Source organism: Alphaproteobacteria bacterium, assembly GCA_040218575.1.
GTDB lineage: Bacteria > Pseudomonadota > Alphaproteobacteria > JAVJRE01 > JAVJRE01 > JAVJRE01.
Map to the genome: position 1 here is coordinate 234373 of JAVJRE010000002.1, position 22992 is coordinate 257364.

A 22992-nucleotide genomic window follows, 5' to 3' on the forward strand; every position below is an offset into this window, starting at 1 on the left:
CAGGACGTCCGTCACCGATCAACTGGCCGGCCGCGTCGATCAGGGAGAGGCCGGGACGGCGAAAACCTGGCCGGGATAGATCAGATCAGGATCGCGGATGCTGTCGCGATTGGCCTCATAGATGACGGTATAGCTGAGGCCTTCGCCATAGACCCGGCGAGCAATACGCCACAGGCTGTTGCCCGGCTGTACGATCACCCGCGTCTGCGCGGTCAGAGTGACCGGCGCCCGCGCGAACGGCAGTTCAACCCGCGCCACCACCGTTCCGGAATCATCCAGTAAATCGGCCCGCAAGGTGTAGTCGCCCGGTGCAATAGCCGCGTCGGGAACAAGACGCCAGCGGCCGTCCGGGCCGGCAAGCGCCTCGCCAACAAAGGCGTTGTCGAGATAGACACGGACCCGCTGGCCCGGTTCGGCGGAACCGCCGAACACCACCTGTCCTTCATCGTCATAGTCGACCACATCCAGCCCGCCTGGCGGGCCTTCACCGTCGCCTGACGTTGCCGGCAATTGCAGGATGGTTGAACCGCCCGCGCCGTCCCGTGACGAGGCCACAGCCAGGGCGCCACTGGCCTCATCGCGCTCCGGCACTGACAGGATGACCACCTGTTCCGACAAGACAGGCGTCCCATCGCCGAGTCGGGCGCTGAGGCTGAGCTCATGATCGCCCGGCGCCAGCGGTTCATCGGGCACAAGAACCCATTCGCCGCGCTCGTCAGCGGTGACGACGCCGATGGGCGCCGTTCCATCCAGCACGGTCACCTCGGCATTCTGTGCTGACCGGCCAGCGATGACGGCGTTCCCGTCCGGGCCAACGCGCACCACATCGAAAGTCGGAACAATCACGGCGTCAGGCACGTCGCTGGCGCCCGGACCCGTATCAGGCAGCGTCCCGTCGCCCTGTGTCGCGGCGACCTCCGCAGACTCTGGCGGCGACTGACCGTCGTGCTGCGCGAAATTCCATACCAGGGCCGCAACGAGCAGTGCGACACCGACCAGGCCGACGATGACCGGCCGGGTCATGGGGTTGCCGTTCCGCGTGTGACGGGAGCTCTCGCACCCTCAGGTTCCATTGCTGTCTCCGGCTTCAACCGACCCCGTGGCCCGCCTGCGCACCCTAGACCGCCCCCTTTGGAGGCGCAATCAACCGTCCCTCCGCCACCCTCGCCAGCTTTGGACGGAGGCGATATGGTGCGCCACCTTCCGCCAGGACGCTTTGGGCAACACCATGACGCGCATCACTACGGTCTGTGTCTACTGCGGGTCGGCCGAGCCGGCGCCGCCGGCCCATGTCCGGGCCGCGCAGGACCTGGGCCGGTCGCTGGCGGAGCGCGGAATCACCACCATCTTCGGTGGCGGCCGCGTTGGCATGATGGGCCACCTGGCCGATGCGGCCCTTGCCGCCGGCGGCAAGGTCATCGGCATTATTCCCCGCCATCTGGAAGACGTCGAGGTGGGACATACCGGAGTCAGCGACCTGCGCATCGTCTCCAGCATGCACGAGCGCAAGGAAATGATGGCCAGCCTGGCCGACGCCTTCATCGTCCTGCCGGGCGGCCTCGGCACCCTGGACGAGACCCTGGAAATCCTCACCTGGCGGCAGCTCGGCCTGCATGACAACGGCATTATCCTGCTTGATGTGGACGGATACTGGCGCCCGCTCAATGACCTCATACACAGCGTCGTTGCACAGGGCTATGCCGCCGGCTCGGCCCTTGATCTGTTCCACACGGCAACCTCGGTTGCCGCCGCCCTCGACCTGCTGGAGCACATGGAGCAACCGGCAGCGGCGGCCCTGACGGAGCGCATGTAGTCCGGTCGGCGCACCGGGCGCAATAATACAAGAGCGGCCGGCAAGAACCGCCGGCAAGCATCCGCCTTGCCACACCAAAGCACCAAGTCTAGGGTCCGGGCCAGATCTCCCGGCGCCCTGCGCCTGCCCCTCCACGGACGGAATCCCCATGGCGAAAATCACGGTAAAGACCCCCCTGGTGGAACTGGATGGCGACGAGATGACGCGGGTCATCTGGGCCGACATCCGCCGCCGCCTGATTCTACCGTTCCTGGACGTGTCGCTGGAGTATTACGATCTTGGCATCGAGAAGCGCGACGAAACCGGCGATCAGATCACGATTGACGCGGCCGAGGCGATCAAACGCCACGGGGTCGGCGTCAAATGCGCCACCATCACGCCGGACGAGGAACGGGTCAAAGAATTCTCGCTGAAGGAAATGTGGCGTTCGCCCAATGGCACCATCCGCAATATCCTGAACGGCACCGTGTTCCGCGAACCCATCGTCTGTCGCAACGTGCCCCGTCTGATTCCAAACTGGACTCACCCGATCATCGTCGCCCGCCATGCCTATGGCGACCAGTACCGGGCGACCGATTTTCTGATTCCCGAAGCCGGCCGCCTGAGCATTACCTTCACGCCGACCAATCCCGACGGGCGGACCATCCGGCACGTGGTGTTCGACTTCAGCGGCGCCGGCGTGGCGCTGGCCATGTACAACGTGGATGAATCGATCCGCGGTTTCGCCCGTGCCTGTCTGCATTTCGGGTTGCAGCGCGGCTATCCGGTCTATCTGTCCACCAAGAATACGATTCTCAAGGTCTATGACGGCCGCTTCAAGGACCTGTTCCAGGAAGTCTATGAGCAAGAGTTCAGCCAGGCCTACAAGGAGGCCGGGCTGACCTACGAGCACCGGTTGATTGACGACATGGTGGCGTTCGCCATGAAGAACCATGGCGAATTCGTCTGGGCGGCGAAGAACTATGACGGCGACGTGCAGTCCGACAGTGTTGCACAAGGCTTCGGCTCTCTGGGGCTGATGACCAGCGTTCTGATGAGTCCGGACGGATCGGCCATCGAGGCGGAGGCGGCGCACGGCACGGTCACCCGACACTTCCGCCAGCATCAGAAGGGCGAGGAAACCTCCACCAACCCGATCGCGTCCATCTTCGCCTGGACTCGCGGCCTTGGCTTTCGCGGCCAGAAGGACGCAACACCCGATGTGGAGGCCTTTGCCCGCACCCTGGAACGGGTATGTATCGAAACGGTGGAAGGCGGTCAGATGACCAAGGACCTGGCCCTGCTGGTGGGGCCGGAGCAAAAGTGGCTGACCACCAATCAGTTTCTCGATGCGGTCGAGGGTCGCCTGAGGAAGGCGCTGAACGCCTAGTCGGCCGTATCGCCGCGGGCGCGACGCTCGGCTGAATTGACGATGGCGGCGCGCAGCCGCGGGTCCGAATCCAGCAGATTGTGGAAGCTGGCCATGGGCAGTACCAGAAGCCGGCAATCAGTCAGCGCCGTCACGGTGGCGGTGCGGTCCGACCCCTGCAGCAGCGCAATCTCACCAAAAGACTGACCCGGCCCCAACCGCACCGGTTCCGGGTGAATGTCCAGTTCGACCTCGCCCGACAGAATGAAATACATGCTGTTGGCGGTCTCGCCACGGCGGGTGATCGTATAACGGGCCGGCACCGACTCGCTTTGCAGCAGGTCGGCGATCTCCGCGATGCGGTCGGCCGGCAAATGGCTGAAGGCCGGCACCCGCGCCACCATGGTCCATGACACGACAAAATCGCGCCGCCGCATCTCTGCGGCGAAGGCGGAAGCCAGGACACTGGTCCACAGGACAAAGACGCCAATGCCCAAAAGCATGACGACGCCGCCCACCAGCTTGCCCAGCGCGGTTACCGGCACAACGTCGCCATAACCGACCGTGGAGACGGTGGAGACGGCCCACCACAGCGCCATGGGAATCGAGCTGAAGGCCTCCGGCTGGACCCGGCCCTCGATCCAGAACATGAGGCTGGCCGCCACCAGGAGCAGGACCGCCATGACCAGCAGCGAGGCAAGAACGGCGCGCGATTCCGCCACCAGCACACGACCGAGCGTGGCCAGGGCCGGTGAATAGCGGCTGAGTTTGAGAATGCGCAGCAGGCGGAACACCCGCAGCATACGCAGATCCACCGGCAGCACCGCGGCCAGATAGAAAGGCAGGATCGCCAGCAGATCAATGAGCGCAAGCGGCGACACGATCCAGCGCAGCCGCCGGCCCAGCGCGGTGGCCGGCAACTGCGGCGGCAACGGCCCCTCGCGGTGGGGCGGCTCTCCGGCCGCCCACAAACGCAACAAATACTCCACCGTAAAGACCATCACCGAGACCTGCTCGATGCCCACAAAGAGCGGCGACAAGTCGCGGAACTGGCTGACGGTCTCGAAGGTGGCCGCCGCCACATTGATAATGATCAGGGCAACCAGACCGCCACGGACGGCCGTGGCCCAACCCGGTGGCGGGGTTTCGTCCTCAAGAATCCGGTACAGCCAGGCGCGCGGTCCGTGGTGCTTGCGGCCAGCCACGTCAGCGCCGTCAGGCGGCTTCGCCAGCAGCAGCCAGCGCGGCCTCGATGGCCGCCACCGCCGCTTCGGCCCGGCCGCCGTCGGGACCACCGGCCTGCGCCATATCGGGCCGCCCGCCACCGCCCTTGCCGCCGAGCGCCGCAGAGCCGATGCGCACCAGCTTGACCGCATCGAAACGGGCGGTCAGGTCATCGGTGACAGCGACCACAAGAGACGCCCTGTGGTCATTGGTGGTGACGATGACGACGACGCCCGAGCCAAGCCGCGCCTTCAGTCCATCGGCCATGCTTTTCAGTTCCTGCGGCGGTATGTCGGCCAGGACGCGGGCGGCAAACTGAATGCCGCTGACGGTGCGGGCCACCGCTTCGGCGGATCCACCGCTGGCGATCTGGCGGCGGGCATCGGCCAGAGTTCGTTCCATCTGGCGCCGCTCCTCCACCAGGGCCCGCAAACGCTCCGGCACAGCGGCCGGTGGCGCACGCAGGACAGCGGCGGATTCTTCCAGCGCCGCGTATTGCTCACGCTCCCAGCGGCGGGCTGCCTCGCCGGTTAATGCCTCAATGCGACGCACCCCGGCACCGACGGCGCTCTCGCCGATGATTCGAAAGGCGCCGATGTCACCGGTCCGCGCCACATGCGTCCCGCCGCAAAACTCCAGCGAATAGCTGGCGGCGGCCGGGCCGGCGGACGCATCAGACAGCGCGTCTTCATCGAGCGCCGCACCGCCCATGCGCACAACACGAACTTCATCACCATATTTTTCGCCGAACAGAGCAACCGCCCCTTCGGCCAGCGCTTCATCCTGGGTCATGATGCGCGTGTCCACCGGCGCATTAAGCCGGATACGATGGTTAACCTCCGCCTCGATGCGGTCCACCTCGTCGCTGGTCAGGGGACGCTCGTGGCTGAAGTCAAAGCGCAGCCGTTCCGGGGCCACAAGAGACCCCTTCTGGGTCACCTGATCGCCCAGATGGCGCCGCAGCGCCGCGTGCAGCAGATGGGTAACGGAATGATTGGCGCGCAGCTTTGCCCGGCGTCCGGCATCCACCTGCAGCAGCAGCCGGTCACCAACCTTAAGAATGCCGGACTCGATGGTCGCCATATGGACAATCAGATCGCCGGCACGCTTCTGGGTGTCCGTGACGTGAATACGCAGGTCCGCCTGATGGCTGTTGCCGGCACTGGCGACGATGGTACCGGTATCGCCCATCTGGCCGCCGGACTCGCCGTAGAAGGGCGACTGATTGCAGACGATGGCAACCTGATCGCCAGCGGCGGCGCGGTCGTGTTCGACCCCGTCCCGGACAATGGCCTGGGCCAGCCCCTCGCCGGCGGTCGCGTTATAGCCGAGAAACTCACTGGCACCCGCCCGTTCGCGCACAGTGAACCAGATGCGCTCCGCCGCCGCGTCGCCGGAGCCGGACCAGGCGCGACGGGCGTCGGCCCGTTGCCGCTCCATGGCGCTGTCGAAACCAGCGACGTCAACCTCTCGTCCCTCGGCCCGCAAAACGTCCTGGGTCAGGTCCAGCGGAAAACCGAAGGTGTCATAAAGACGGAACGCCACATTGCCAGGCAGTGGGGCGTCGCCGGCCAGGCGGCCGGTCTCTTCCGTCAGCAGGCGCAGGCCACGTTCCAGCATTTCACGGAAGCGGTTCTCCTCGCCCCGCAACGTGGCCTCAATCAGGCCTTGCGCGCGGGTCAGCTCCGGATAGGCCTGGCCCATCAGCCCTTCCAGCACCGGCACCAGACGCCACAACAGCGGATCGCGCGCACCCAGCATATGAGCGTGGCGCATGGCGCGACGCATGATGCGCCGCAAGACATAGCCGCGCCCTTCATTGGATGGCAGGACGCCATCGGCAATGAGGAAACTGGACGCCCGCGCATGATCGGCAATGGCGCGCAGGGATGCCACTTTCGCGCCGTCCGGGTCGACGGCGGCAAAATCAGCCGCCGCTTCGATCAGAGGGCGGAACAGGTCGGTATCGTAATTGTTGTGCTTTCCCTGCATGACATTGGCCATGCGCTCCAGCCCCATGCCGGTATCAACCGACGGTCGCGGCAGATCAATCCGCGTCTGGCCATCCACCTGCTCAAACTGCATGAAGACCAGGTTCCATATCTCCATGAACCGGTCGCCGTCCTGATCCGGCGAACCGGGCGGCCCGCCAGCGATGGCGTCCCCATGGTCATAGAAGATCTCACTGCACGGGCCGCACGGCCCGGTATTGCCCATGGACCAGAAGTTGTCCGAGGTCGGGATACGCAGAATACGCGAATCCGGCAGGCCCGAGATTTTGCGCCACAGGGCCGCCGCCTCTTCATCATCGGCATAGACCGTGACCAGAAGGCGCGCCGGATCAACGCCCCACTCGCGGACGATCAGCGCCCAGGCCAAGTCGATAGCGACGTCTTTGAAATAGTCGCCGAAGGAAAAATTCCCCAGCATCTCGAAGAAAGTGTGGTGGCGGGCGGTATAGCCCACATTCTCCAGATCATTATGCTTACCGCCGGCGCGTACACACTTCTGCGCCGTTACCGCTCGCATATAGGGCCGGGACTCGGCCCCGGTGAACACATTCTTGAATTGCACCATGCCGGCGTTGGTGAACAGCAGGCTCGGATCATTGGCCGGCACCAGCGGCCCGGAGGCCACGGGCTGGTGGTCGTGACCGGCAAAATAATCGAGAAAGGCGGTACGGATGTCGTTGGCGCGTATCATGATGCCGTCCGGCGATGGCGGCGAAACCCGTGCATGGTGGATTTGCCCAGAAAAACAGGACGTTGTTGTAGGCCAGGGCCGGGGCGCTGTCCACATTCACCCAGGGTTTCCCTTGGGGTTTGCGGGCCTGTGCACGCCCGACAGCACGACGCCCGGCGGTAATCCGCCGGGCGCGCCCGTGCCAGCCGTGTAGGGCAGCCGGCCGGCAATCCGCCGGCCGGCGACGCCCCTAGTCCATATCCGCCGTGGCGACGTCTTCGGACTCCGAAGCGGCAGGGGTGCTGTCATCGGCCAGCATGGCCTCATCGATGATGCCGGCCTTGCCGCGCACGGTGCGCTCTATGGCCGCGGCCATGTCAGGATTGTCCTTGAGGAACTGGCGAACATTCTCGCGACCCTGGCCGATACGCTGGCCGTCGAAGGAAAACCATGAACCCGACTTCTCCACCACGCCGGCCTTGACGCCAAGGTCAATCAGCTCGCCTTCCTTGGAAATGCCCTTGCCGTAGAGGATGTCGAACTCCACCACCTTGAATGGCGGCGCCATCTTGTTCTTCACCACCTTGACCCGGGTCAGATTGCCGATCACCTCATCGCGTTCCTTGATCTGGCCGATGCGACGGATGTCAAGACGAACGGAGGCGTAGAACTTCAACGCGTTGCCGCCGGAGGTGGTTTCCGGGCTGCCGAACATGACGCCGATCTTCATGCGGATCTGGTTGATGAAGATAACCAGGCAATTGGAACGGGAAATAGACGAGGTCAGTTTGCGCAGGGCCTGACTCATGAGCCGCGCCTGCAGGCCCACATGGGTATCCCCCATCTCCCCTTCCAGCTCCGCCCGCGGCACCAGCGCGGCGACACTGTCCACCACCAGCACGTCTATGGCGCCGGAGCGAACCAGAGTGTCGGCGATCTCAAGCGCCTGCTCACCGGCATCGGGCTGGGAAATGAGGAGCTCCTCCACATCCACGCCGAGCTTGCGGGCATAGGAGGGGTCAAGGGCGTGTTCGGCGTCGACGAAGGCGCAGACGCCGCCACTCTTCTGGGATTCGGCAATGGCATGCAGGGCGAGCGTGGTCTTGCCCGAGCTTTCCGGGCCGTAGATTTCGACGATGCGCCCCTTGGGCAGACCGCCGATGCCGAGGCCGATATCGAGGCCGAGAGAGCCGGTGGATATGGATTCAGCCTCCACCGCCGAACCGCGCTGGCCAAGCTTCATGACCGAGCCCTTGCCGAAGGCCCGCTCGATCTGGCTGAGGGCAGCCTCCAGCGCCTTTTCGCGCTCGCCCGCACGTCGCTCCATCGGCCCGTCCACCACCCGCAAATTCGTCGCCGCCATTGGCTTGCCTCCCTTTATCGCCGTAGCCCCGGGGCGGGGCAATCCCGCCCTGGCCTGCCCGGATCCCGCCGGGCCCGGGAGGCCTTGCCTCACGAAACCGGTCTGATGGGCCGGAGAGGCACTGTACCTGTTTTGTTCTTTTGTGCAAGTACCTATTTTGTTCTCATTGGTTGTGGCGGGACTACGGCGGTTGCGGCCGGGATAGCTACGCCGACCGGCGGCTAGCGCCTGGGCATGACCTCTTTGACCTTGGCCGCCAGGTCGTTGAGGTTGAACGGTTTGGGCAGAAAGTGAGTCAGCCCGTCGGGCGCCAGCTTCTGACGGAAGGCATCTTCGGCGTAGCCTGAAATGCCGATGGCCGGCAGGTCCGGCCGGCGGCGACGCACTTCCTGAATCAGACTGGCGCCATCCATGTTGGGCATGACGATGTCAGTCACCAGCAGGTCAATCTGGGCCGCCGCGCCGTCAAGCAGTGACAGGGCCGCCTCGCCACTGGCCGCCTCGTGCACTTCATAGCCTTTGTTGCGCAGGGCGCGGGCCGCAAACATCCGCACCGGATCCTCGTCTTCCACCAGCAGGATCGCGCCGGACCCGGTCAGGTCGCGCAAACGAACGTCAACCGTCGGGCTGGCCGGGCTGGCGGTCGCCGCCGCGTGACGCGGAAGAAAGAGATAGAAGGTCGTTCCACGGCCGGCGGCATCGCCTGGCGGGCGCGAGCGGGCGAAGATATAGCCGCCCGTCTGCTTCATGATGCCGTAGACCGAGGACAGGCCGAGACCGGTGCCCTCGCCCACCTTCTTGGTGGAATAGAACGGCTCAAAAATGTGGCCGATCACATCGTCGGCTATGCCGGTCCCGGTATCGGATACTTCAACCGACACATAGTCGCCCGGCGGCAAAATGTCGCCGCCGAACGGTGTCGGCGATTCCGTCCGCACCTCGGCGCTGCGAATGTCCAGCACGCCGCCATCGGGCATGGCATCGCGGGCGTTGACCGCCAGATTGATGATGACCTGCTCCATCTGCGCCTTGTCCACCTTCACCAGGCCGAGGCCGCGGGCGTGGACCACCCGCAGGTCGATGCCGGCGCCCAGCAGACGGCGCAACAGACCGGCCAGGTCGGTCACCACGTCGGTCAGGTCGAGGACCTGCGGCCGCAGTGTCTGCTGGCGCGAGAAGGCCAGAAGCTGGCGCACCAGCTCCGCCGCGCGGTTGGCGGTCTGCTTGATCTGCATGATGTCGCCGAAGGACGGATCGCCGGGATTGTGGCGCAGCAGCAGAAGGTCGCAAAAGCCGATAATGCCGGTCAGCATGTTGTTGAAGTCATGGGCCACGCCACCGGTAAGCTTGCCGACCGCCTCCATCTTCTGGGCCTGGGCGAACTGGGAATAGAGCCGTTTGGCCTCGGTCACGTCGAGACAGTGGAGGACGTGTCCCGGCGTGCCGTCCTCCCGTTCTATGCGGCGCGCAAAGAGATTGGCCGAGCGGCGCGCCTGCCCGGCCATGACCACCTCCAGCCCATGACCGGCGTCGGTGACCTGTGATTCAGGGGACCCGGCAAGCCACGCCAGCAGGCTGGCCCGCGACGCCGGCGCCACCAGTTCCGCCGCCGGCTGGCCAACAAGGCTGGCCACCTTCGCGTCGACCATGGCCGCCAACGCGTGATTGACCTCCGTCACCTGCTGGTCGCTGTCGAGCACGGCGATGCCGACGGGGGCGTCCTCAAAGACCCGCTGGAACCGCACCTCGGAACTGCGCAGCGCCTGCTCCCACTCACGCTCGGGCGTCAGGTCGCGGACGACCGAACGGGTACGCAGACCGCCGTCTTCCGGCGCGCGCACGACGCTTTGGGTTATGTGGGTCTGAAACAGGCCGCCATCGGCCGTGCGGAAGGTCACCTCACCGGACCGCTCGCTGCCAAAAGTGCCGAACGGATCATAGGCCGGCGTGGTGTCCGGCAGGGCGTGAGCGACAAAATCATGCAGCCGCCGGTCACCGGATGTCAGGGTATCGGGATCGCTGCCCAGCCAGCGGGAAAATACATGATTGACAAAGACGAACCGGCCATCGGCATCAACCGAATAGAAGCCAACCGGCGCGTTCTCCACAAAGTCCACCAGCTTATGCTGCTCCTCGCTCAGCACCTGCGCCATTTCACGACGCTCTGTAATGTCCTCGAAGTTCCACGCGGTGGCATCGGCAAACCGGCCAAGCGGATGAACACTGACGTCGAGCCAGCGGGTCTCGCCGCTGGGAACGACAACCGCCACGTCGCTGCGCGCGGCCACACGGGCGGCGGCGGACTGCTCCAGCCGCGCCAGCGCGACCCGACCGGCGTCATCCGCCGCGCGTCCGCGCGCCGCGTCTATGGGCTGCGCGCCGGCGCCGAACAGCGCCCTGAACTGGTTGTTGGCGAACAGGATGCGGCCGCCGGCGGAAAGCACCGCATGGCCCTGCGGCGCCGCTTCCAGCGCGGCACTCTGCAGCCGGGCCCGCCGGGCCAGCCACCAGACCACAACGGCAACCGCCAGGGCAGCCACAAGCGCCGCGGCCCACGCAAAATCATTGGCGAACGGACGGGCCGCCGTGGTCCGCAGCAGCGCGATGGTGACGATGGCCAGACCGCCGCCACCGAGAAGGCCCAGAACCAGCGCAAGGACGCGGCCGGACAGCCCGAGGTGCCGGCCGCTGCGGCGCAGGAACGGGTCATCGCCCGCAAGGGGCACATCCGGCGCCGGCGCGGCGAAAGGCTCAGGCGGCGGCGGCGGCGCCTGCGGCGGGCGGTCCAGATGGGCATGACGGCGGCCGCGGACGGAGCGCGGCCGGCGCCAGACCGAACGGGCGCGCCCCTCACTGCTCATCGCCTGCCCTGCCCCTTGAGCCGCATCACATATCCGATCACTTCCGCCACCGCCCGATAGTGCTCCGGCGGCACCTCGCGGTCGAGGTCTACACCGGCATGCAGGGCCCGCGCCAGCGGCGGGTTCTCGACCACTGGAATATGGTGCGACTGCGCCAGTTCGCGGATGCGCTTCGCCACATGGTCCACCCCCTTGGCCACCAGAACCGGGGCGTCCATGGAGTCTATGTCATATTTCAGCGCACAGGCAAAATGGGTCGGGTTGGTGATGACCACATCGGCCTCTGGCACGGCAGCCATCATCCGTCGCCGCGCCCGCTCTGAACGGATCTGCCGCAACCGCGCCTTGACTATGGGATCGCCGTCGGTCTGACGGAATTCGTCCTTCAGGTCCTGGCGGCTCATGCGCATCTGCTTGGTGTGCTGCTGGCGCTGATAGAGCAGGTCCAGCACCGCAACAATCGCCATGATGGCGATAACGCCGATCAGCACCTTGATGACGAGGGCGTGCAGTTCACCCAGAAGCGGGCCCGGCGCCATGCCGGCGATCAACTCTATCCGGCCAAGAATGGGCATGACCAGAATGGTGATGACCGTCGTCACCAGGCCGATCTTGACCAGGCCCTTGGTGAACTCGACCAGTGCGCGGCTTGAAAACAGGCGCTTGAAGCCCTTGGCCGGCGAGATTTTCTCAAGCTTCGGCTGAACGCTTTCGGCCGTCAGCATAAAGCCGTTCTGCAACAGGCCGCCCAGAACCGCCGCGATCAGCAGCAGGCTGATGACCGGCACGAGAACAACGGCGACCTTGAGGACGGTGTGCAGGACGCCGGCCCGCAAATCGGGAATGGTCAGGCCCAGATCATAACCGTGCGACAGATACCCGGTCAGTGAACCGGTGAGCCCGGACATGATGGACGGCGCCATCAGCCCGACCACCACCGCGCCAGCCAGAAGCATGAGCCAGCTATTGACCTCGCGGCTGACGGCCACCTGACCCTTGCGCCGGGCGTCTTCCAGCCGGCGTTGGGTGGGGTCTTCGGTTTTTTGGGAATCGTCCTGGGAGTCTGACATGCCGCCGGCCTACAGCCCCGCCGCAAACAAACGTGTCCAGATATCGGCGAAGCGATCAAGAAAGATCAGCATACCAGCCGACAGGGTCAGGCCGAAAACCGTCAGACCGATGCCGATCTGCGCCGGCAATGCCACAAACAGCACCGGCAACTGGGGCATCAGCCGGGCCAGAATGCCGAGCCCGATATTGAAGACAATGCCGATGAGCAGAAGAGGTGCGGTGATCTGCGCGGCGATCAGGAAGGCTTCAGCGCCGGTCCGCACCACCGTATCCGTAACGTCGCCAAGCGGCGGCAACTGCGATGGCGGAAATACCAGATAGCTGTCCACCAGCCCGGCGATGAGCACATGGTGCAGATTGGTGACGAAGATCAGCAGGACGCCCAGTGTGGTCAGAAAGGACGAAGTGAGAACCCCTTGCTGGCCAAGCCCCGGATTAAACGCCTGGGCGGCGGACAGGTTGGTCTGAAAGGCGACAATCTCTCCCGCAATGGCGAGAGCGATAACCAGCAACCGGCCGATCGTACCGATGAAGAGACCGATGGCGATTTCCCCGCCCAGCAGAACCAGCAGAGCCACAGGCATGTCCGGCACCGCCGGCAGGGTCGGCCGCACCATCTGGGCCACAGCGACAGAGAGCGCCAGAGCGGCCAGCAAACGAACACGCACCGGCACCGATGCCTCGCCCAGCCCCGGCAGCAGGATGGCGGCGGAGCCGAGACGCGCAAAGACCAGAAAGACAACGACCACTTCCTGGGTCAGGAGCTGGGCCAGCACGCCGGTCAGACGCCCGTAACAATACGCTCAACCAGCCGTTCCATGAGTGCGCCCATGGCGCCGCCCATGAACGGCAGCAACAGAATCAGCATGACCGCCATCACGATGATCTTCGGCACAAATGTCAGGGTCATTTCCTGAATCTGGGTCAGAGCCTGAAACAAGGCGACGATCAGCCCAATGGCCAGCGCCCCCAGCATCAGCGGCGCGCCGATGGTGAGCATGGTCCAGATCGCATCGCGGGCGATTTCCAGAACAGCCAGATCATTCATGGTCAGAACGCTCCGACGCAGCCGTCAGATCGGCATCCGCAACACGTCCTGATAGGCCTGGATCACCCGGTCGCGCACCGCGACAACCGTTTCCAGCGCCAGCTCCGCATTGGAGACCGCGGTGACCACATCAACCAGTTGCGCCTCGCCGACGACCGCCTGGGCGCTGACCGCCTCGCTGTGGCGGCCGGCATCCACGGCGCCCGCCAGCGCCTCCTTGACCATGCCGGCGAAGGCGCCGGCGCCGTCCTGCGGACGGGCATCGAGGCCGCCGGACGCGGCCCCCTGGATACGGGCATAGGCGGAAATCACAGCAGTCGGGGTGACAGCCATTATCTAGTCTCCTTGGCTGACGGCCGGTCGGGTCGGGCAACGCAATCCGGCGCCAGGATGAGTTAACGACGCAGCAGCTCCACGGTCCGCTGAAGCATGGATCGCGATGCTTCGATGACGCTCAGATTGGCTTCGTAAGAGCGCTGGGCCTCCCGCATATCATTGGCTTCGACCAGCGCGTTGACGTTGGGAAAGAGAACGTAGCCATCGTCGTCGGCGGCCGGATGGCCGGGTTCGTAACGACGGACAAATTCACTGCGGTCGAGGCCGATGCGGCCGACCTGCACAAGATTGAGTCCGAGAGAGCGGTCGAGCTCGTTCTCGAAACTGATGGTCTTGCGCCGATACGGCGCAGCACCGGCGGAGTCGCCGGTGGACTGCGCATTGGCGATGTTCTCCGAGATGACGCGCAGGCGGGTTCCCTGAGCGCGCATACCGGCGGCGGAGATCATCAGGCTCTTGAAAAGAGTCTCCATGAGCGATTCTCTAGCTGTTGCGACCAAGGACGGTGCGGAACATGGCGATGTGCCGGCGATACAGGCCGGTCATGGTCTGATAGTTGACGCTGGCCTCGCCAACCTTCATGAGCTCCTCTTCGAGCACCACGGAATTACCGGAAAGCGTGGTTTCCACCGGCCGGCGATCCGCTTCGGCGCGAAACGGGCCAGGCCGACTGGCCGAGGCCAGATGGGCGCCGTGGGTCGTCGCCGGCGGCAGGCGGTCCTCGGTGGAGCGCAGCAGCTCACGGAAGTTCAGCGGCTTGAGGTCGCGCGGCCGGTACTGCGGCGTATCGGCGTTGGCAATGTTCTGGGCCAGCACATCCTGACGCTGTTGCAGCCAGGTCATGCGCCGGGTGAGCATTCCGAACAACGGGATCTGGGTGAAGTCCATTCGGCCCCGGGTTCCTGCCGCCGCCAACCCGATCACGGGCGGCCGGCGGCCGAGATAGCTACAATTCGCGCTAAATTGCCGTGGCAGAGTGGCAAGCCAGTGTTAAGAAGAGGTAAAGGTATCAGGTCAGACACGGGGACCAAGGGACAGGACGGCCCGAAATGCTCTATCTCACGCGAAAAGTCGGCGATTCCGTCATTATCAACGACACGGTGGAAGTGACCGTGGTGGAAATCCGCGGCAAGTCCATCAAGCTGGGCTTTGAGTTTCCGCCCGATACCACGGTCCTGCGCCGCGAAGTGCATGAACGGATCCAGGCGGAGAACCGCGCCGCCGCAGCCGGTGGCGACGATCTGGTCCACGCCCTGGGCCAGACAGGCCAGACGAACCCGACAGCATCGACAGCACGATCACCGGGCGACGACGAGCCCGGCGACTAGGCTTGCGCGTATCAGGCCGGACGGCCCCGGCTTTCACCCTTCGTTAAGCATAATTGCCGGACACTGGGCGCCTGCATGTCGGCCGATTGCCGATGGGAGTGCGCTGGTGCCAACCAAACCGCCGAAGTCTGACCGTGCCATAGCTGAAGACGGCGATCCGCATGACGCCGTGACCCCGGTCGCCATCGCCCTGCACTACGCCATGGAGAGCGACCCGGCACCGCGCATTACCGCCAGCGGCCGCGGCCGGCTGGCCCGGCAGATTCTTGCGCTGGCCTGGGAACGCGGCATCAAGGTCCGCGAAGACGCCGACCTGGCGGAACTGCTGGCAGCATTCGATGTGGACAGCGAAATCCCGCTGGAGGCCTTTGCCGCCGTGGCCGAAATCCTTTCCTACGTCTATCAGGCCAATGGCCGCTTGCCGGCCCTGGCGGAGCCTGAGCTCAATCCGGGAGCCTCTGCATGAGCGACAAGAATGACAGCCAGGCGTCAGCCAGGTCCGCCGAGGCCAGTGTTGAGGCGGCCGGCCGCGCGTTGGCCCGCGCCATCGCTCAGGTCGGCGCCGCCACGGAAAATGTCCGCAACGGCGGTGTCGCCGACCTGTCCACTCTGGACGAGACCGTGCGCGATCTTTGCGCCCACGCCGAGAACAGCGTGGGCAGCGACCGGCAGGCGCTGCGCCCGCAACTTATGGTTCTGGTCTCTGACCTGGACGCCCTGGCCGAGCGCATGAAGGCGCAACAGAGCGACATCCGTAAGGACCTCGACAAAACAGGCCAGCGCCAGCGGGCGACCGACGCCTACAGCCGACCGTCGCGCAAGAAGCCCTAAGCCACCGACATCATGGATTTCACAACCATTGCCCGGTTCGTCCTGGCGCTCTTCGTCGTCCTTGGCCTGATCGGCGTGGCGGCCTGGCTGCTGCGCCGCTTCGGCGCCGGCATCCTGGGGCGGGGCCAGAGCTTCGGCCGGGCCCGACGGCTTGGCGTCGTGGAACAGACCTCGCTTGATGCCCGCAACCGCCTGTTCCTGGTGCGGCGGGACGATGCGGAGCACCTGATTCTGGTCGGACCCGGTCAGAGCTGCGTTGTCGAAAGCAGCATTCGTCGTTCCGCCACAGATATTGCTGCCGCCGGTCCGGAGGGCAGCCCGCAATGATCGCCGCCGCCCCGCTGAGTGACCGCGCCGGCCGCTGGCTGGCCCGGGTTCTGCCGGTGGCCACCTTGCTGCTCGTCATGGCGACACCGGCCATGGGGCAGAGCCTGGACATCGATTTCGGCGAAGGTGGCAGCGCCACCGGCCGGCTGGTTCAGCTTCTGCTGATTCTGACCGTCCTGACGTTGGCCCCCTCCATCATCATCATGGTGACCAGCTTCACCAGAATCATCGTCGTGCTGAGCTTCCTGCGCAACGCCATCGGCATGCCGCAAACACCGCCGAACATGGTCATGGTAAGCCTGGCTCTGTTCCTGACGGCGTTCATCATGGCGCCGACTCTGGAACGGGCCTATGACGAGGCGCTGGTGCCGCTGATGGCGGAAGAGATTGACGAAGCCGAGGCGTTCGAACGGGCGTCGGGACCAGTCCGTGATTTCATGTTGCGCCATGTCAGGCCGCAGGACCTGAACCTGTTCCTGGACATTTCCGGGGCCGAGCCCGTAACCAGCGCCGAAGCGACGCCGCTGCGGGCGCTGGTGCCGGCCTTCATGATCAGCGAGTTGCGACGCGCTTTTGAGATCGGCTTCTTGCTGTTTGTTCCTTTCCTCATTATCGACCTGGTGGTGGCCTCGGTGCTGATGAGCATGGGCATGCTGATGCTGCCGCCGGTCTTGATCTCCCTGCCCTTCAAGCTGATTTTCTTCGTCCTTGTTGACGGCTGGTATCTGGTGGCCGGTTCGCTGGTGCAGAGCTTCGGCACCTGAACGGGTTCAGCCCGGCCAACCTTCAGCGCGGCTGGACAAACGTGACCCAGTTGGGGCCGCCTGGCGAGGTGATCGTGTGCCGGTGGTCGAGGACGCCGCTTGCCGGATCAATCCCGTAGACCGCCAGCCGGTGGGAGTGAAGGCCGGCGGCCACCAGCCAGCAGCCATCAGGCGACACCGCAAAACCACGGGGATGGGTTTCTGTCCGCCAGTGGCCAATCGGTGACAGGCCCGTGCCGTCCTGGCTGACGGCAAAGCCGGCCAACGTGTTTGAGCCGCGCACCGAAGCGTAGAGAAAGCGGCTGTCCGGCGTCAAATGGATGTCGGCGGCGGCGGCCGGACCGCTGAACCCTGGCGGACAGGCGTCACACATTTGGATCGGCGTGGGGATAGCTGAGGGGACCGGCGCGCCTGGCATGTCGTCCACCGGCAGAATGACCAGCGAGCCGTCGCTTTCATTAAGCAGATAGAGCACCGCGCCCGAAGGGTGGAAAGCGATGTGGCGGGGACCGGCCCCGTCATGCATCACGATCCGCCGGGCCGCCGCTTCATCAACCCGACCGCTCGCCGGATCGAACGGCAGACGAAGAACGCAATTGCCGTCGCGACACGGGACGAAGAGCTGGCGGTTCTTCAGATCAGCCAGAATGCAGTGAGCGGCGGCGGGAGTGTCGACGATTTGTGTGGCCTGCGCCGCGACGGCGCCGTCGTTATCTATGGCCGCCACGGCCAGACAACTGCCGGTAAACGATGCGCCGAGAAGATAGCGGCCGCCGCGGTCAGTGGCGATATAGGCGAAGTTGGCAGCCGCCGGGGTCACCCCAAGCGGGCGCAGGCGACCGGCCGCGCCGTCTATGCGAAAGCTGGCGATGGCCCAGGGCTCGCTACGCAGCGCCACATGGAGGGTTCGATTGTCCGGCGACAGCGCCATAGGCATGGCGATGCCAGGAACCGGCAGGCGCTGGGCTTCGGCCAGATACCCCGTAGCCGTGTTGAAGGAGAACACTGCGACCTCGCGGCTGTCGGCGTGGCTGACACAGACAAAGGGTGCAGGAGACGAGGTGGCGGCGCTCACCGGGCAAGCCTAATGATCGGCCGCTTCGTAGGCGCCGCCATGGCGGCCCCATTGCGGTGGCCCGTCCACGTCAACATTCTCTTCACGCAAACGCCCGGCCCAGCTTTCCGCATCGTCCGACGGCCGGTAGCCGATGGCCGACCAGTTGGTTTCGCCCACCCGCAGGCGGCGGTTGGCCGACATGCCCACAACAATGGCCGCGCCGACATCGGGCTGCTTCAAGGCGCGGTCGAACAGAGCCACGCCATCAGCCGGACTGAGCCAGGTTGACAGATGGCGCTGCTCGGTCGGCCGTTCGGTGAAGCTGCCGATACGCAGGCTGACAGATTCTATGCCGTGCTTGTCCCAGTAGTAGCGCAGCAGCGTTTCGCCAAAGACCTTGGTGACCCCATAGAAGCTGTCAGGCCGTGGCGGATCCGTCACGGTGACCGGATGGTCGACCGGAGCCATGCCATAGGCATGGTTGGACGAGGCAAAGACGATGCGCCGCACACCATGCGTCCGGGCGGCCTCAAACAGGATATAGAGACCGTGCACGTTGGTGCGATACATGGTGGCAAAATCACGCGGATCCGGCGCGCCGGCCAGATGGACCAGCGCATCGACACCGGCCAGCGCGCTATCCAGCGCCGGCCCGTCCAGCAGGTCGGCTTGAATCACCTCCTCCGCCGCCGCGGCGGGCCCGAGCGGCGCCACGTCCAGCAGCCGCAGGCAGCCATGTCTGCCGGCCAGTCCGGACCGCAAGACCCGGCCGATGGCGCCAGCGGCGCCGGTAATCAGCACACGGCCATAGCGCAGATCATCCATGCCCCGATCCTAGGAAGGGCAGCCGGGTGTGTGCAAGCGGCTGCACCTTCTCATCACCCGCCGGCCACGCTAGCTTGACCGACCGGAGAGCAACCGACGGCCCACTGCTATGACGCTCGTGGCACGCCTCGTTCTGGCGATCAGCGCGTTCAACACCGCGCTTGGCCGCGCCTTGTGCTGGCTGACCCTGGGCATTGTGCTGGTCTGCTTTCTGGTGGTGGTCCTGCGCTATGTCTTCTCCATCGGCTTTGTGTGGCTGCAGGATCTCTACGTCTGGCTGAACGGGATCATGTTCACCGGCGTTGCCGCGTTTACCCTGCTGCGCGATGGCCATGTACGGGTGGACATCTTCTACCGTAAAGCGACCGTCCGCAGCCGGGCATGGGTCGACCTGATCGGTACGCTTGTATTCCTGTTCCCCTTTACAGTGTCGGTGGTCATCTGGAGCTGGCCCTATGTGGCGCGCTCGTGGCGCTTCATGGAATCCTCATCCAACATTGGCGGTATGCCCGGTCTCTTCGTGCTGAAGAGCTTCATCCTGGTGTTTGCCGGTCTGGTCATGCTGCAGGGCGTCGCCATGGCGCTGCGGGCGGTGCTGGAGCTGGCGCGGCACAGCCACCTGCTGCCGTCGCATCTGCGCTATAGCGAAGACCGCTAACCGCATGGACGCGCTGGTGATCGGCGAGATCCTCGCCGTCTGTATGTTCTTTGGCATCATCGCCGTGCTTCTGGCCGGATTTCCCGTTGCCCTGACACTGGCTGGGACATCACTGATATTCGCTCTGCTAGGCTGGCTGGTCGGCGCGTTCGATGCCTCCAACCTGGCCAGCATTCCGGCCCGCTACACCGGTCTGATGGCAAACGAAGTGCTGGTGGCGGTGCCCCTGTTCATCTTTATGGGCGTAATGCTGGAGCGCTCCGGTCTGGCCGAGCAGCTTCTGGTGACCATGGGCCGGCTGTTCGGCGCCCTGCGCGGCGGTCTTGGCCTGTCGGTCATTATCGTCGGCGCCATGCTGGCCGCATCCACCGGTATCGTCGGCGCGACGGTGGTGACCATGGGCCTGCTGAGCCTGCCGGCGATGCTGAAGGCCGGCTACAAACCGGAGATGGCCAGCGGAATCATCTGCGCCTCAGGAACCCTGGGCCAGATTATTCCACCGTCAACGGTACTGATCTTCATGGGTGACATGCTGGCCGGCATGAACGCGCAGGTGCAGATGGCCAAAGGCAATTTTGCGCCAACGCCGGTATCGGTCGGCGACCTGTTTGCCGGCGCTTTTCTGCCGGGGCTCCTGTTAGTGACGCTGTATATGGCGTGGGTGGTATTCAAGGCGGTAAGCGACCCCGAAAGCAGCCCGGCCCTGCAAACCACGGCCGAGGAGCGACGCACCTTGCTGCGCGACGTCGGAGTCGCCCTGGTGCCGCCGATGACGCTGATCCTGGCGGTGCTGGGCTCGATCCTCAGCGGCATCGCTACGGCGACCGAAGCGGCGGCCGTCGGCGCCATCGGCGCCAGTGTCATGGCCCTGATGCGCGGTCGCCTGACCACCGCCAACCTGCGGGCGGTGGTGACCGAGACGGCGGTCATTACCTCCATGATCTTCATCATTATCTTCGGCGCCATGGTGTTCTCCATCGTCTTTCGGATGCTGGGCGGCGGCCAGCTGGTGGAGGAGCTACTGACCAGTCTGCCGGGCGGCGTCGCGGGCGCCGTGCTGTTTGTCATGGCACTGATGTTCGTTCTGGGGTTCATTCTCGATACCTTCGAGATCATTTTCATCGTCATCCCCATTACCGCCCCGGTACTCCTGGCCATGGACGTCAGCCCGCTGTGGCTGGGCGTGATGGTCGGAGTCAATCTGCAAACCAGCTTCCTGACGCCGCCGTTCGGCTTTTCCCTCTTCTATCTGCGTGGCGTAGCGCCGCCCGAAGTGTCCACCGGGCAGATCTACCGCGGCGTGATTCCATTCGTCGGCCTGCAAATCCTTGCCATGGTCCTGTTGTTCCTGTTCCCGGAGCTGGCGACCTGGCTGCCCGCACAGATATTCGGGTAAGCTATGGCCATGAACAGAACGCCACACGCTCTGGTCGAGCCGCAATGGCTGGAGGACCATCTGGACGACCCGAACCTGCGGGTCGTGGCCCTTAACTGGACCGGCGGCGAAGACTTCGCCCGCGGCCATATTCCCACCGCCCAGTTCTGGGACTGGAAGGCTATGTTGTGGGACCCGCTGAAACGGGATTTTCCCACCCCGCAGGCCTTCGCCGAACGCTGCGCCGCGGCTGGGATCGGCAACCACACGACGGTCGTGTTCTATGGCGATCCAGCCCTGCAGTTCGGTACATACGCCTGGTGGGTGTTCCGCCTGTGCGGCCACCCGGACGCACGGGTTCTCAACGGCGGCCGGCGCCGCTGGGAGGCGGAGGGGCGCCGGCTTACAACCGAGTTGGCGGCGATCAGGCCTATGACCTACACGCCGGTGGCCAGGCCCGATGAGCAGGCCACACGGGCCACCCGCGATGATGTTCTGGCCAGCCTGGACCGCGGTGATACGGTGCTTCTGGACCACCGCTCGCCAGAGGAATACAGCGGTGAACGGGTCAGTCCGCCGAATTCACCCGATCACGGCGCCGAACGCACCGGCCGCATCCCTGGCGCCCGGCCGCTGCATTTCGAAGAGCTGCTGGCAGCGGACGGTTCCTTCAGGCCGGCCGACGAGCTGCGGCGGTTATTTGTCGAACAGGGCGCCACCCCCGACAAACGGATCATTTCCTATTGTCGTCTGAGCCATCGGGCGACGCTGGCCTGCTTCGCCATGACCCAGATTCTGGGCTATCCCGACGTCAGGAGTTATGACGGGTCATGGACCGAATGGGGCAGCCTGGTGGGTGTTCCCATAGAACGGTGATGGTGGAGCGGCGGCCGCGCCCACATGGAAAAGGCCCGTCGCGCGAGGCGACGGGCCCTTCCGTCGGTCCGGGTCCGTGGCCCGCGCCTAGGAGAAGTGGAAGTACTTCTCGCGGGCGGTGACAAAGGCGTTATCGACCATGGCGGTGCGGGTACGCAGGGCGTTGAGGGCCGTGAAGAAGCTCTCCATCGCCTTGCGGGTCAGGGCATCCCCATCCTCGCGGAGTTCACCATAGATGTCGGCCGCATGACCGGCCGCCGCCTCGATGATCTCGTCCGGGAACTGACGGACCTGCACACCATGGTCTTCCACTAGAGTCTTCAGGGCCGGCGGATCATTGGCATAGAAATCCGACGCCACCTGATCATATTCCGCCTGGCAGGCAATCTCGACGATCAGCTGCAGGTCAGGCGTCAGTGACGTCAGGGCCGATTTGTTGACCGCCAGTTCTGTGGCCAGTCCAGGCTCGTTGAAGCTGGGGAAGTAGTAGTTCTTCGCCACCTGATGGAAGCCGAGGGCAAGATCGTTGTAGGGGCCGACAAACTCCGCGGCATTGAGCGCACCCGACTGCAGGTTCTGGAAGATCTGCCCGGCCGGGAGGTTGACGACGGTGGCGCCGAGACGCTCCCACACCTGGCCGCCGAGGCCGGGGGTGCGGAAGTTGATGCCCTGGATGTCGGCAACCGTTTCCAGCGGCTCCTTGAACCAGCCGCCGGCCTGGGTGCCGGTGTCACCGGACAGGAACGCCTTGACGCCGAACTGGTCATTGATCTCGTCCCAGATCTCCTGACCACCCATGTAGCGCACCCATGCCGCCATCTCCCGCGACGTCATGCCAAAGGGCACACCGGTGAAAAAGACGAGACCGCGACTCTTGCCCTGCCAGTAATAGGCAGCACCGTGACTGATTTCGGCCGAGCCGCCGGCAACCGCGTCAAACGACTCAAGAGGTGGCACCAGTTCGCCGCCGGAGAAGACGGTGACCGTCAGCCGGCCACCGGACATGGCGGTGATGCGGTCGGCCAGACGCTGGGCACCAACACCCAGACCCGGAAAGTTCTTTGGCCATGTGGTGACCATGCGCCATTCCGTGCGCTCCTGGGCGATAGCCGGCGCCGCCAGGCCGCTGGCCGCGGTTGCTACCGCGCCACTGCCGACCAGGGCCGCGCCTTTGACGAATTGACGACGCTTCATGTGTAGAGTCC

At 65.0% G+C, this 22992-nt stretch carries 24 protein-coding genes; 10 read left to right on the forward strand and 14 right to left on the reverse strand.

All coding sequences use genetic code 11. The features are described from left to right. Positions 1–39: 39 nt before the first annotated feature. Positions 40–1023: a LysM peptidoglycan-binding domain-containing protein gene (locus RIE31_02690; GenBank protein MEQ8639508.1), complete on the reverse strand. Its 984-nt coding sequence runs from the start codon at positions 1021–1023 to the stop codon at positions 40–42. Positions 1024–1228: 205 nt separating this feature from the next. Here RIE31_02690 and RIE31_02695 point away from each other — a divergent pair, with 205 nt between their 5' ends. Further along, on the forward strand, positions 1229–1813 hold the full coding sequence (locus RIE31_02695) for a TIGR00730 family Rossman fold protein (GenBank protein MEQ8639509.1): 585 nt from the start codon (positions 1229–1231) through the stop codon (positions 1811–1813). Between the two features lie 148 nt (positions 1814–1961). Beyond that, the gene (locus RIE31_02700; protein ID MEQ8639510.1) at positions 1962–3182 is read left to right on the forward strand and encodes an NADP-dependent isocitrate dehydrogenase; all 1221 of its coding nucleotides are present in this window, start codon (positions 1962–1964) and stop codon (positions 3180–3182) included. On the opposite strand, the gene RIE31_02705 is transcribed toward RIE31_02700, so the two are convergent. From RIE31_02705 to flgB, 10 genes are all read right to left on the reverse strand, one after another. Then, positions 3179–4366 (reverse strand): cyclic nucleotide-gated ion channel, encoded by a 1188-nt coding sequence (locus RIE31_02705; protein ID MEQ8639511.1) that lies wholly within the window; start codon positions 4364–4366, stop codon positions 3179–3181. The two genes, RIE31_02700 and RIE31_02705, sit on opposite strands and share 4 nt — an antisense overlap. A gap of 10 nt (positions 4367–4376) precedes the next feature. Then, positions 4377–7088, reverse strand: coding sequence for an alanine--tRNA ligase (gene alaS / locus RIE31_02710; protein MEQ8639512.1), 2712 nt, complete (start codon positions 7086–7088; stop codon positions 4377–4379). A gap of 229 nt (positions 7089–7317) precedes the next feature. Further along, positions 7318–8430, reverse strand: coding sequence for a recombinase RecA (recA, locus tag RIE31_02715; protein MEQ8639513.1), 1113 nt, complete (start codon positions 8428–8430; stop codon positions 7318–7320). A 221-nt stretch (positions 8431–8651) separates the two neighbouring features. Beyond that, a complete protein-coding gene (locus tag RIE31_02720) occupies positions 8652–11291 on the reverse strand; it encodes a PAS domain S-box protein (GenBank protein MEQ8639514.1) in 2640 nt (879 codons plus the stop codon). Next, the gene (gene flhB / locus RIE31_02725) at positions 11288–12361 is read right to left on the reverse strand and encodes a flagellar biosynthesis protein FlhB (protein ID MEQ8639515.1); all 1074 of its coding nucleotides are present in this window, start codon (positions 12359–12361) and stop codon (positions 11288–11290) included. Before flhB ends, RIE31_02720 begins: the two co-directional genes overlap by 4 nt. Before the next feature lie 9 nt (positions 12362–12370). Beyond that, positions 12371–13138, reverse strand: coding sequence for a flagellar biosynthetic protein FliR (gene fliR / locus RIE31_02730; protein ID MEQ8639516.1), 768 nt, complete (start codon positions 13136–13138; stop codon positions 12371–12373). Between the two features lie 5 nt (positions 13139–13143). Continuing rightward, positions 13144–13410, reverse strand: a complete 267-nt coding sequence (fliQ, locus tag RIE31_02735; GenBank protein ID MEQ8639517.1) for a flagellar biosynthesis protein FliQ — start codon at positions 13408–13410, stop codon at positions 13144–13146. Between the two features lie 24 nt (positions 13411–13434). Beyond that, complete coding sequence (locus RIE31_02740) at positions 13435–13743, reverse strand: flagellar hook-basal body complex protein FliE (protein ID MEQ8639518.1); 309 nt, start codon at positions 13741–13743, stop codon at positions 13435–13437. 62 nt (positions 13744–13805) lie between these two features. Further along, positions 13806–14219: a flagellar basal body rod protein FlgC gene (flgC, locus tag RIE31_02745; protein ID MEQ8639519.1), complete on the reverse strand. Its 414-nt coding sequence runs from the start codon at positions 14217–14219 to the stop codon at positions 13806–13808. A 10-nt stretch (positions 14220–14229) separates the two neighbouring features. After that, positions 14230–14634, reverse strand: coding sequence for a flagellar basal body rod protein FlgB (gene flgB / locus RIE31_02750; protein MEQ8639520.1), 405 nt, complete (start codon positions 14632–14634; stop codon positions 14230–14232). A gap of 161 nt (positions 14635–14795) precedes the next feature. Between flgB and csrA the strand changes: the two genes are divergently transcribed. The 5 genes from csrA to fliP all read left to right on the forward strand — a co-directional run bounded on the left by csrA (position 14796) and on the right by fliP (position 16996). Further along, complete coding sequence (gene csrA / locus RIE31_02755; GenBank protein MEQ8639521.1) at positions 14796–15074, forward strand: carbon storage regulator CsrA; 279 nt, start codon at positions 14796–14798, stop codon at positions 15072–15074. Positions 15075–15180: 106 nt separating this feature from the next. Beyond that, positions 15181–15540 (forward strand): EscU/YscU/HrcU family type III secretion system export apparatus switch protein, encoded by a 360-nt coding sequence (locus tag RIE31_02760; GenBank protein MEQ8639522.1) that lies wholly within the window; start codon positions 15181–15183, stop codon positions 15538–15540. Further along, positions 15537–15905: a hypothetical protein gene (locus RIE31_02765; GenBank protein ID MEQ8639523.1), complete on the forward strand. Its 369-nt coding sequence runs from the start codon at positions 15537–15539 to the stop codon at positions 15903–15905. Before RIE31_02760 ends, RIE31_02765 begins: the two co-directional genes overlap by 4 nt. 12 nt (positions 15906–15917) lie before the next feature. Then, positions 15918–16232 carry a flagellar biosynthetic protein FliO gene (fliO, locus tag RIE31_02770; GenBank protein MEQ8639524.1) on the forward strand — a complete coding sequence of 105 codons (315 nt, stop codon included), beginning with the start codon at positions 15918–15920 and terminating at the stop codon, positions 16230–16232. A 77-nt stretch (positions 16233–16309) separates the two neighbouring features. After that, complete coding sequence (fliP, locus tag RIE31_02775) at positions 16310–16996, forward strand: flagellar type III secretion system pore protein FliP (protein ID MEQ8639525.1); 687 nt, start codon at positions 16310–16312, stop codon at positions 16994–16996. A gap of 22 nt (positions 16997–17018) precedes the next feature. Here fliP and RIE31_02780 read toward each other — a convergent pair whose 3' ends face one another. Beyond that, on the reverse strand, positions 17019–18071 hold the full coding sequence (locus RIE31_02780) for a beta-propeller fold lactonase family protein (GenBank protein MEQ8639526.1): 1053 nt from the start codon (positions 18069–18071) through the stop codon (positions 17019–17021). A gap of 9 nt (positions 18072–18080) precedes the next feature. Next, positions 18081–18878 carry an NAD(P)-dependent oxidoreductase gene (locus tag RIE31_02785; protein ID MEQ8639527.1) on the reverse strand — a complete coding sequence of 266 codons (798 nt, stop codon included), beginning with the start codon at positions 18876–18878 and terminating at the stop codon, positions 18081–18083. Between the two features lie 109 nt (positions 18879–18987). Here RIE31_02785 and RIE31_02790 point away from each other — a divergent pair, with 109 nt between their 5' ends. From RIE31_02790 to RIE31_02800, 3 genes are read left to right on the forward strand one after another with little or no spacing between them, the layout of a single operon-like run. Further along, positions 18988–19536 (forward strand): TRAP transporter small permease subunit, encoded by a 549-nt coding sequence (locus RIE31_02790; protein MEQ8639528.1) that lies wholly within the window; start codon positions 18988–18990, stop codon positions 19534–19536. Positions 19537–19540: 4 nt separating this feature from the next. After that, entirely contained in the window at positions 19541–20932 is a 1392-nt protein-coding gene (locus tag RIE31_02795; protein MEQ8639529.1) for a TRAP transporter large permease subunit, read from the forward strand. 9 nt (positions 20933–20941) lie between these two features. Beyond that, the gene (locus RIE31_02800; GenBank protein MEQ8639530.1) at positions 20942–21787 is read left to right on the forward strand and encodes a sulfurtransferase; all 846 of its coding nucleotides are present in this window, start codon (positions 20942–20944) and stop codon (positions 21785–21787) included. 87 nt (positions 21788–21874) lie between these two features. Here RIE31_02800 and RIE31_02805 read toward each other — a convergent pair whose 3' ends face one another. After that, on the reverse strand, positions 21875–22981 hold the full coding sequence (locus RIE31_02805) for a TRAP transporter substrate-binding protein (GenBank protein ID MEQ8639531.1): 1107 nt from the start codon (positions 22979–22981) through the stop codon (positions 21875–21877). Between the last annotated feature and the right edge of the window lie 11 nt (positions 22982–22992).

Bases quoted from the DNA above. Each gene is read 5' to 3' on its own strand.
- csrA (MEQ8639521.1), top strand. From the start codon at position 14,796: ATGCTCTATCTCACGCGAAAAGTCGGCGATTCCGTCATTATCAACGAC.
- RIE31_02785 (MEQ8639527.1), bottom strand. From the start codon at position 18,878: ATGGATGATCTGCGCTATGGCCGTGTGCTGATTACCGGCGCCGCTGGC.
- RIE31_02790 (MEQ8639528.1), top strand. From the start codon at position 18,988: ATGACGCTCGTGGCACGCCTCGTTCTGGCGATCAGCGCGTTCAACACC.
- alaS (MEQ8639512.1), bottom strand. From the start codon at position 7,088: ATGATACGCGCCAACGACATCCGTACCGCCTTTCTCGATTATTTTGCC.
- RIE31_02805 (MEQ8639531.1), bottom strand. From the start codon at position 22,981: ATGAAGCGTCGTCAATTCGTCAAAGGCGCGGCCCTGGTCGGCAGTGGC.
- flhB (MEQ8639515.1), bottom strand. From the start codon at position 12,361: ATGTCAGACTCCCAGGACGATTCCCAAAAAACCGAAGACCCCACCCAA.
- recA (MEQ8639513.1), bottom strand. From the start codon at position 8,430: ATGGCGGCGACGAATTTGCGGGTGGTGGACGGGCCGATGGAGCGACGT.
- fliP (MEQ8639525.1), top strand. From the start codon at position 16,310: ATGGCGACACCGGCCATGGGGCAGAGCCTGGACATCGATTTCGGCGAA.
- RIE31_02720 (MEQ8639514.1), bottom strand. From the start codon at position 11,291: ATGAGCAGTGAGGGGCGCGCCCGTTCGGTCTGGCGCCGGCCGCGCTCC.
- flgB (MEQ8639520.1), bottom strand. From the start codon at position 14,634: ATGGACTTCACCCAGATCCCGTTGTTCGGAATGCTCACCCGGCGCATG.
- flgC (MEQ8639519.1), bottom strand. From the start codon at position 14,219: ATGGAGACTCTTTTCAAGAGCCTGATGATCTCCGCCGCCGGTATGCGC.
- RIE31_02690 (MEQ8639508.1), bottom strand. From the start codon at position 1,023: ATGACCCGGCCGGTCATCGTCGGCCTGGTCGGTGTCGCACTGCTCGTT.
- RIE31_02695 (MEQ8639509.1), top strand. From the start codon at position 1,229: ATGACGCGCATCACTACGGTCTGTGTCTACTGCGGGTCGGCCGAGCCG.
- RIE31_02800 (MEQ8639530.1), top strand. From the start codon at position 20,942: ATGAACAGAACGCCACACGCTCTGGTCGAGCCGCAATGGCTGGAGGAC.
- RIE31_02765 (MEQ8639523.1), top strand. From the start codon at position 15,537: ATGAGCGACAAGAATGACAGCCAGGCGTCAGCCAGGTCCGCCGAGGCC.
- RIE31_02795 (MEQ8639529.1), top strand. From the start codon at position 19,541: ATGGACGCGCTGGTGATCGGCGAGATCCTCGCCGTCTGTATGTTCTTT.
- fliO (MEQ8639524.1), top strand. From the start codon at position 15,918: ATGGATTTCACAACCATTGCCCGGTTCGTCCTGGCGCTCTTCGTCGTC.
- RIE31_02700 (MEQ8639510.1), top strand. From the start codon at position 1,962: ATGGCGAAAATCACGGTAAAGACCCCCCTGGTGGAACTGGATGGCGAC.
- RIE31_02740 (MEQ8639518.1), bottom strand. From the start codon at position 13,743: ATGGCTGTCACCCCGACTGCTGTGATTTCCGCCTATGCCCGTATCCAG.
- fliQ (MEQ8639517.1), bottom strand. From the start codon at position 13,410: ATGAATGATCTGGCTGTTCTGGAAATCGCCCGCGATGCGATCTGGACC.